Annotated in this window: 8 protein-coding genes; 3 read left to right on the top strand and 5 right to left on the bottom strand. The window is 45.9% G+C overall.

Translation table 11 applies throughout. The features are described from left to right. Positions 1 to 2: 2 nt before the first annotated feature. From V7126_RS14740 to V7126_RS14750, 3 genes are read right to left on the bottom strand one after another with little or no spacing between them, the layout of a single operon-like run. Complete coding sequence (locus V7126_RS14740) at positions 3 to 1,124, bottom strand: Ger(x)C family spore germination protein (protein WP_175075461.1); 1,122 nt, start codon at positions 1,122 to 1,124, stop codon at positions 3 to 5. Then, positions 1,121 to 2,221: an endospore germination permease gene (locus tag V7126_RS14745; RefSeq protein WP_046129255.1), complete on the bottom strand. Its 1,101-nt coding sequence runs from the start codon at positions 2,219 to 2,221 to the stop codon at positions 1,121 to 1,123. The genes V7126_RS14740 and V7126_RS14745 overlap by 4 nt, the downstream gene beginning before the upstream one ends. Further along, positions 2,181 to 3,632, bottom strand: a complete 1,452-nt coding sequence (locus V7126_RS14750) for a spore germination protein (RefSeq protein ID WP_046129256.1) — start codon at positions 3,630 to 3,632, stop codon at positions 2,181 to 2,183. Before V7126_RS14750 ends, V7126_RS14745 begins: the two co-directional genes overlap by 41 nt. 127 nt (positions 3,633 to 3,759) lie before the next feature. Here V7126_RS14750 and V7126_RS14755 point away from each other — a divergent pair, with 127 nt between their 5' ends. Together V7126_RS14755 and fumC are read left to right on the top strand one after the other, a co-directional pair. Then, complete coding sequence (locus V7126_RS14755; protein WP_082094023.1) at positions 3,760 to 3,927, top strand: YvzF family protein; 168 nt, start codon at positions 3,760 to 3,762, stop codon at positions 3,925 to 3,927. A 77-nt stretch (positions 3,928 to 4,004) separates the two neighbouring features. Continuing rightward, positions 4,005 to 5,393: a class II fumarate hydratase gene (gene fumC / locus V7126_RS14760; RefSeq protein ID WP_046129257.1), complete on the top strand. Its 1,389-nt coding sequence runs from the start codon at positions 4,005 to 4,007 to the stop codon at positions 5,391 to 5,393. 57 nt (positions 5,394 to 5,450) lie between these two features. On the opposite strand, the gene V7126_RS14765 is transcribed toward fumC, so the two are convergent. Further along, the gene (locus tag V7126_RS14765; protein WP_046129270.1) at positions 5,451 to 6,320 is read right to left on the bottom strand and encodes a TetR/AcrR family transcriptional regulator; all 870 of its coding nucleotides are present in this window, start codon (positions 6,318 to 6,320) and stop codon (positions 5,451 to 5,453) included. Between the two features lie 187 nt (positions 6,321 to 6,507). On the opposite strand from V7126_RS14765, the gene spxO reads away from it, so the two are divergent. Next, positions 6,508 to 6,672 (top strand): anti-adapter protein SpxO, encoded by a 165-nt coding sequence (gene spxO / locus V7126_RS14770; RefSeq protein ID WP_099047121.1) that lies wholly within the window; start codon positions 6,508 to 6,510, stop codon positions 6,670 to 6,672. 27 nt (positions 6,673 to 6,699) lie between these two features. On the opposite strand, the gene V7126_RS14775 is transcribed toward spxO, so the two are convergent. Continuing rightward, on the bottom strand, positions 6,700 to 7,889 hold a 1,190-nt coding region (locus V7126_RS14775; protein WP_335497684.1), incomplete at its 5' end, for a sensor histidine kinase.

Here is a 7,889-nt window from a genome sequence, read left to right on the forward strand (position 1 = left end):
GCCTATCTTTTTTTCGTCGCTCCTTTCGTGCCAAAGTCCTGGATGATTGCTTTAATATGATAGTCGATGTCGGCTTCCGAGAATTTCTCGTCCCAGCGGTATTTATCTTTTTGCCATTCCTTCGGATAGTTGATGCGGGCGTATTCGGCAAGCTTGGTGACATCCGTTTTTAAATCATCCTGCAAACGATGGAGCAGCCTGCTGACCCGCTGGTGGATGTCTTTTTCAATCGCTTTTTCAATGGCATTGATATAGGATTCATTGAAAGAATCCTCGCTTCTGTACCAATCTTCTGACAGCCTTCCTTTGATCTCCGAGTGAATGTCAAATTTGTATTTTCCGTTTTTCCTCGTTGTATGAATCCGGTGATTCATCGAAAATATTTCATACGAAAAAAGATGCCCTTTGTGCCTGGAGTCGATGACTCCGCCGTTTACTCTGCCGATCAGCAAATTCAGCGCTTCAATATCAGAGGATGATATATCGGCGTAATACCGGTTTTTTTTAATGACCGATCCGCCGTCAACCTGGATCTGACCGCCTTTTTCGACGACTCTAGGCATGATGAAAGACAGGCCCATCTGCATTCTGATTGAAATATCCCCCAATGTAACCGGCTCGAGCAGCTTGATGGTCGACGCCCTGTTTTCTGAGACATTATGGATGATTTCAGAAGCGGGGTCTCCCGAATCATCAATGTTCAAAAGCTTGCTCGGCGATCCTGGCGTAATATAGACCTCGCTGCTTCTCCGTAGGCTGTTGTCCCTGATGAACTGATTGATTAAGGCGTCAAGGGCAATATCCGACACGAGTTTTTCCGAAAAAATGATGACCTGGAGGTGCTGCGAGAAAACAGGGAAAACTTTTAAGGCTGTTGACCGGATCGTTTGATGAATCGTAGTCCCGGAAGTTGACACGACTTTGGTCGGGTCCTCGCTGCCCGCATTTTGGCCGATCTTTTTCGGAACGAGGATCTGGTACGATAACTTTACCTTTTTATCTCCCTCGCCTTTATCAACGCCAAGGCCGATGGCGATGCTAAACTTTTCGATCTGCCGGCTGTCCCAGCAGCCCGTCAGCAAGAGCAGCAGGGACAGCACCGCCAATATCCCCTTTTTTTTCACGATGCTTTAAACCTCCTTTTAGCGGCGACGAGCAAAAAGATCAGGATCGGAAGCACGCAAAACACGATGAGAAAGATGTATCCCAAATAATCGCTGAACACGATAACGTAATTGCCGTCTTTCAGCAAAATCGATATAAGGAACGTAATCGCCCCGACGAATAAAACGTTTTTCTTAATGGACCATCCGAATATATTTTTAAAGCCTGACGCCGCAAAATAGGTATAGACGACATATGTTGTGTAAAATTGAATCGTCCATATGACGAGCAAAAAGGATTCGAACCTTTCGATGAAAATGCCCTGGATTTCAAACGACTGGAACAAGGAGATCGTCGGCCAGATCATCGTCATGACCTCAGACGCGGTCATCGCTCCTACGACCACACAGAACGTTAAAATATACAATATAACCGGAATGCTGAATCCGATGACAGAAGCTTTGAACAGTTTTTTCTTATTTCTGAGGTATTTGGGCAAAAACATCATTAATTCGACACCCAAAAAGGAAACAGAGACAACCGTCAAACCGTTTTTGACCGGACCGAGCCCAAGTCCGAGGACAGGTCTTAAATTATTGATTTGAAACATCTTTAAACTCAAGCCATAAACGGTAAGAAGAATGACGAGGGTGATAATGAGAAAAAACGGGAAAATTTTCGCCATGTCGCTGATCCCGCCGATGATCAAATAGATCGCGCAAATGATAAAAGCAAAAATCGTCACGCCCATCGGGGTTAACTCGAGAAGAAAAAATTTCACCATCTCGGCCATCGCTCTTGCTTCAAAGCTGGCCACCCCTATGAAATAGAACACGATCAGGAGGTTGAGAATATTTCCGATCAGCGCGCCGCAGCCCTCTTTTGTGTAATCAAAAAAAGAATCGACATTGTGCGTTTTGACGATTTTGGCGTTGATGTAGATGATAAGAAGAAAAACAAGGCCTTCAAAAATGATGACAATCCAGCCGTCGGGGGAGAGCATTTCCCGCGTCAGCGCTCTCGGGAGCGTCAGCAGGCCGGCGCCCAGCATCGTATTTGTAATAATGGCAGCGCCTTCATACCCGCTTATCCGTTGCTGTTGATTTTTTTGAGCCATGATTGTCATTCACCTCGCGATTCTTTATTGGTAGCCGGATGATGGCTTCATCCGAACGCTTTAAGCTGAAAAAGTTATTCGGGTTAAAATACGGCATGCCGAAGCTTCTCTGCCTGACCAAATGGGTGAAAATGACGAGCATGACCAGGATGATCCCGAAGAGTCCAAGTACTGCTGCGACCAGCATGGACAAAAAGCGCAATACCCGAAACGACAGACCCATGCCGTATTGCGGAACCGTAAACGATGCAAGGGCGATGATGCTGACGATGATGACCATGACAGAGCTGACGATGTTGGCTTCGACCGCAGCCTGGCCGATGACCACACCTCCCACCAAACCGATCGTCTGCCCCAGCGGACTTGGAAGACGCAAGCCTGCTTCACGCAAAAGTTCAATCGTTACTTCCATGATCAGCGCTTCAAGGAGCGGCGGAAATGGCACGTTTTCCCGGGTGCTGGCGATGGTAACAGCCAAAGCCGTCGGCAGCATGCCCTGGTGAAACGAGACAAGAGAAATGTAAAACGCCGACAAAAACAGCGTGATAAAAATCGAACTGAAGCGCAAAAGTCTGATCAGGGACGTGGCGATCCATCTCTCATAATAATCGTCCGGAGACTGCATCACCATGCCGAAGGATGCCGGAACGATCAAGGCATATGGCGAATGGTCGATAAAGACGGCGATCCTTCCGTTTAACAGGGCGGACGACACTTTGTCCGGCCGTTCGGTGTTTTGGATCTGAGGAAAAGGCGAATATTTGTTATCTTCGATCAATTCCTCAAGGGCTCCTGAGTCTTGAATGTCATCAGGCCTCACTTTTTTCAGACGCTTTTTCAGCTCCGATAAAATCGACTCATCCGCTTTGTTGTTGAGGTATAAAATCGTTGCTTTTTTATACTTGCTTTTTCCGATCGGAAGCTTTTCAACGGTCAGATCGTGATCGGGGACGCGCTGTCTGATCAGCGCCACATTTGTATCTGTATCCTCGATAAAACCGACTTTCGGACCTCTTACGACATTTTCGGTTTTCGCCTCTGATAAGCTTCGTTTCTTTTTTTCTGCGGTCGGGAGCATAAAAACGGTATTGATCCCGTTCACGAGGAGGATGCATTGGCCGTGAAAAAGCTTATTAAGCGCAGACTCAACCTTGTAGACCGGTTCGGCATTCAGCTTGTTCAGCTCTGCGGTAACGTCTTCCAATGATAGGGATTTTTCATCTTTGCAAAGCATCTTGGCGGCTTTTTGCAATTTCGCTTCGTCGCTCAATTCCTTGAAATATAAAAAATAAAAAATGACTCCGTTTTTCAGCATTTTTTTATTTTGAACGAGGTCGTCGTTATGTTCGACGTGTGGAAGAAGCAATGCGAGATTTTCATGGATGTGATCCTTGAATTCCGACTGGTTCACGCTGACCACCTGCCCTGTAAGTTTCTGAATTTGGATATAGGTTATCTTTTCCTGTAAAAAAAACAATATACTGTGTTACAGTAGTGTTTGGCGAAATTTTCATTACAACAGAGACGGAGTGAGGCAGTTGGCGCAAATCAGATTAACGGGGAAGCAGGATGAAATCGAAAGCATCATCCGCTCTTTTTCCAAACATTATGACGTGTCATATGTATCAAAGGAGTACGGAAAGACAAACCCTAAATATAAATACAAAAAAGATTCGCGTGTTTATATTGAGCTAAAATTAAAATAAAGCTAAAATTTAAATAAGAGGGTTTTTTTAAGTTTTATCGAAAGTAAGAGGTAGACTAGAGAAGGAAGGGATACATAGTGGATTACAGAATTGAAAAAGATACGATGGGTGAAGTCAAGGTACCTGCCGACAAGTTTTGGGGAGCCCAAACGCAGAGAAGCAAGGAGAACTTCAAAATCGGATCTGAGAAAATGCCGCAGGAAATTGTGTATGCGTTTGCAATTTTGAAAAGGAGCGCTGCTCTTGCGAATGAAAAGCTAGGAAATCTCGAAAAGGAAAAGGCAGAAGCGATCGTTTCCGTCTGCGATGATATTTTAGAAGGAAAATACGACAGCCACTTTCCTCTTGTCGTGTGGCAGACGGGAAGCGGAACGCAGAGCAACATGAACATGAACGAAGTGGTGGCGAACAGGGGAACTGCATATTTGCAGGAAAAAGGCTCAAGCTTGAAAATTCATCCGAACGATGATGTCAACCGCAGCCAAAGCTCCAACGATACGTTCCCGACGGCGATGCACGTCGCAGCCGTTTTAGCTGTTTACGACAAGCTGGTACCGGCGATCGACCGCCTGAGAAACACGCTGAATGAAAAAGCGGAAGCGTTTCAGGATATCGTGAAAATCGGCCGCACCCACTTGCAGGATGCGACACCGCTCACGCTCGGACAGGAGATCAGCGGCTGGGTCTACATGCTTGACCGCTCAAAAGAAATGATTCTAGAAGCCACGGAAAAAATCCGCGAACTCGCTATCGGAGGAACCGCAGTCGGAACAGGAATCAACGCCCATCCAAAATTCGGGGCCGCTGTGGCCGAAGAAATCAGCAGCCTGACAGGTCAGACGTTCAGAAGCTCGCCTAATAAATTTCATGCGCTGACAAGCCATGATGAACTGACACACGTTCACGGCGCACTAAAAGCGCTTGCGGCGGATCTGATGAAAATCGCCAATGATGTCAGATGGCTTGCAAGCGGGCCGCGCTGCGGAATCGGCGAGCTGACGATTCCTGAAAATGAGCCGGGAAGCTCCATTATGCCGGGTAAGGTTAACCCTACACAAAGCGAAGCGCTGACAATGGTGGCATCACAGATCATGGGGAATGACGCGACGATCGGATTCGCGGCAAGTCAGGGCAACTTTGAATTAAACGTATTCAAGCCAGTGATCATTTACAATTTCCTTCAATCGGTCCAGCTTCTCGCTGACGGCATGAACTCTTTCCACGATAAATGTGCAGTGGGCATTGAGCCTCATCGTGAGACGATTCAAAAGAACCTGACCAATTCGCTGATGTTAGTTACGGCTTTAAACCCGCACATCGGCTACGAAAATGCAGCAAAAATCGCGAAGCTTGCCCATAAAGAAGGGCTGACGCTGAAAGAAGCCGCCCTTAAGCTCAATCTGTTGACAGAAGAGCAGTTTGACGAAGTAGTCAAACCGGAAGAAATGGTCAAGCCTAAAGCATAAACGAAAACGGCCGCACAATTGCGGCCGTTTTTCCTGTTCCTGCCGGCCGCACGGAATTCAGGAAGACCTTTTGACAAGGCGGTCGAGCTTGTCCGCTTCTTTACGAAGCGCTTCACATTCCTTTATATTCAGCAGCATTCCTTTGATGATCGCATTTTTCGGCTGCCGTTTCTTCAGCTCGTCCTCCAGTATGTCAAGGCTTTCCGTCAGATCGCCCGGGGGAGAGCCGTTAAAGTGTTTGTCCGCTTTGATCCGCATTTCTTTAATGAGCGCTTCTTTCAGGGGATCGAACGTATAAAACGGGCCGAACCACTCGTCCGCTTTTTCGATGGAAATCAGGGATTTTTCTTTCCGCTTCATCATCCCATTCGCAAGATCATCGAGGCGGTTCAATATATGTCCGGCAAGCGTATGCAGATCAAAAGAGTGATGCAGCAAAATCATCAATTCAAGATAGACTTCGCTCATTCCGCTGATCATAAAGCACAGCTCGGCGCTGTACGGATCGATGTCCTTTCCGTATATGTTCCGGATGTTTTCGATATGGAGCCTGAGGGTGGCCGAGCGCATTTTTTTGGCAAACGCTTCAATTTCTCCATTCACAGGAAGCGGCCGTTCCACGAATTGCATCTGAATAAACTCTTTATGTTCGAGAATATTTTCAAAAAAAACGATGAGCTGCTTTCGGTAAGCATCGCGAGGGTTGTCATTTTCCGTCTGAATTTTATGGATGCGCGTAAACACTTTGTCATAGTAATAGTGAAGCACCGAAAGGAGAAGCGCTTCCTTCGATTTGAAATAGATGTAAAAAGCGCCTTTTGAGATTTGGCATTCCTTCGCAATTTCTTGAACTGAAGTTGAATTATAGCCTTTTTTGGCAAAAAGTTTAATCGCTGTTTCAATAATGGCTTTCTCTTTTTGTTTCACGTCTTTCACCTTCCCGAAAGGTTGCCGCCTCCGTTTTTTGCGGGCGCACGGTCTGACTGGCGGGTCAATTCTTTTGTCCCGTTAAATTTTTAACTAGATTGTAACTTGTTTTTTTGTTTGATATTATTTATATTATAAAGTAAGGTGACCGAGTGGTCAAAAATATGCTGAGAAAGGGTGAAGTTTGTTGAAAGAAATCGATGAAATGATCAGCCGACTGCGCAGCCGGGGCATTAAAGTGGACAAGGTCAAATACCCTAAACACATACTGACGGAAAAGAAATGGCTAAAGCAGCCGAAGAAAGCGGTTAAACCGAATTACCGCGATTTTAACGGCTATTCGTTTATATAGAAAAAAGACTGCAGCTGAAACTACAGTCTAATTTCTTGGAACGGATATTGAGTAACATACGCCTGTTTGATCATTCCGAATGGTCATATCGGCATGATGGAGCGTCAAAATTCGTTTAACGATGCTGAGTCCGATGCCGAATTCGCCTTTCTTCCCTTTATTAAAAGGCTCGTACAGGCTCGAAAGCATCTCTTCTTCGATGTGTGGTCCATCATTTCTAATCGTGATCATGATCTGTTTTTTCGTCGATTTGACGGTGATTTCGATGAACGTTTCCGCATAGCGGATTTGGTTTTCAAGGACGTTTTCCAACAGCTTGCTCCATTGTTCCTGATCACCAGTCATTACTGTTTCCTCTTCAAGATCAATCTTCCAGTCAAGCTCTTTTTTAGACCATCTTAAACGTTCGACCACTTCTTCAATGACCTCTCGAATATTAAACGTTCCGTAATGTCTTTCCTGTTTTAATAAATAATCCAGCTTCGTCAGGTAAAGCAGATCTTTAATCTTCTTTTCAAGCTTTTCAGCTTCGCCTTCGATGACTTGAATCGTATTTTCAAGGTCTCCTTTAGGATAAATGCCGTCTTTGATCGACTGTGTATAGCCGCGGATGACCATGACGGGCGTTTTCAAGTCATGTGAGATGTTTTGCAGAAGCGTGCGCTCTGTTTCATCTTTTTGAATCAGCTTTTGGCGCATGTCCTCAATGGTATGGGCGAGCTTTCCGATTTCGTCTTCCCTGTCGACGATGACCGGATCATCCCAGTCCTGTTTGGAAATCCGCTTGACGTGTTTTTCCAGTGTGACCAGCGGCCTTGACAAATATTTCGCCAGCCATATGGACGGAATCCAGCTCAGCAGAATGACGACGGCAAGAATGAAAAAAAGCTGTTTAAACAGCGTGTATGATAAGTCGTCCCGATAGGAATCAAGCGCATAGGACAATAAAAGAAACGTCTCGTCCTGGGTGCTGATTTTTTTCAGGACAAAGAAGATGTGCTGGCCGTTGACGGTCTCCGAATACCTTTTGGATGATGAGGGCTGTTTTTTCGCCAGTTTCTGCACTTTTGAGATAAAGGAGTCCGGCAGAATTTGCGGATTTTGATAGACGGCTCCCTTTTCAGGCAGCAGGACGTGCTGGACATAGCGGTTTGCGCTTCGCGAGTTTCCACCAAAGCCTCTGTCGGGCGAGTCGGAAAATCCGTATTGTGTCAGGA

Origin of the sequence: Bacillus sp. JJ675, from assembly GCF_036963165.1 — a bacterium.
Classification (GTDB): Bacteria; Bacillota; Bacilli; order Bacillales; family Bacillaceae; genus Bacillus; species Bacillus glycinifermentans.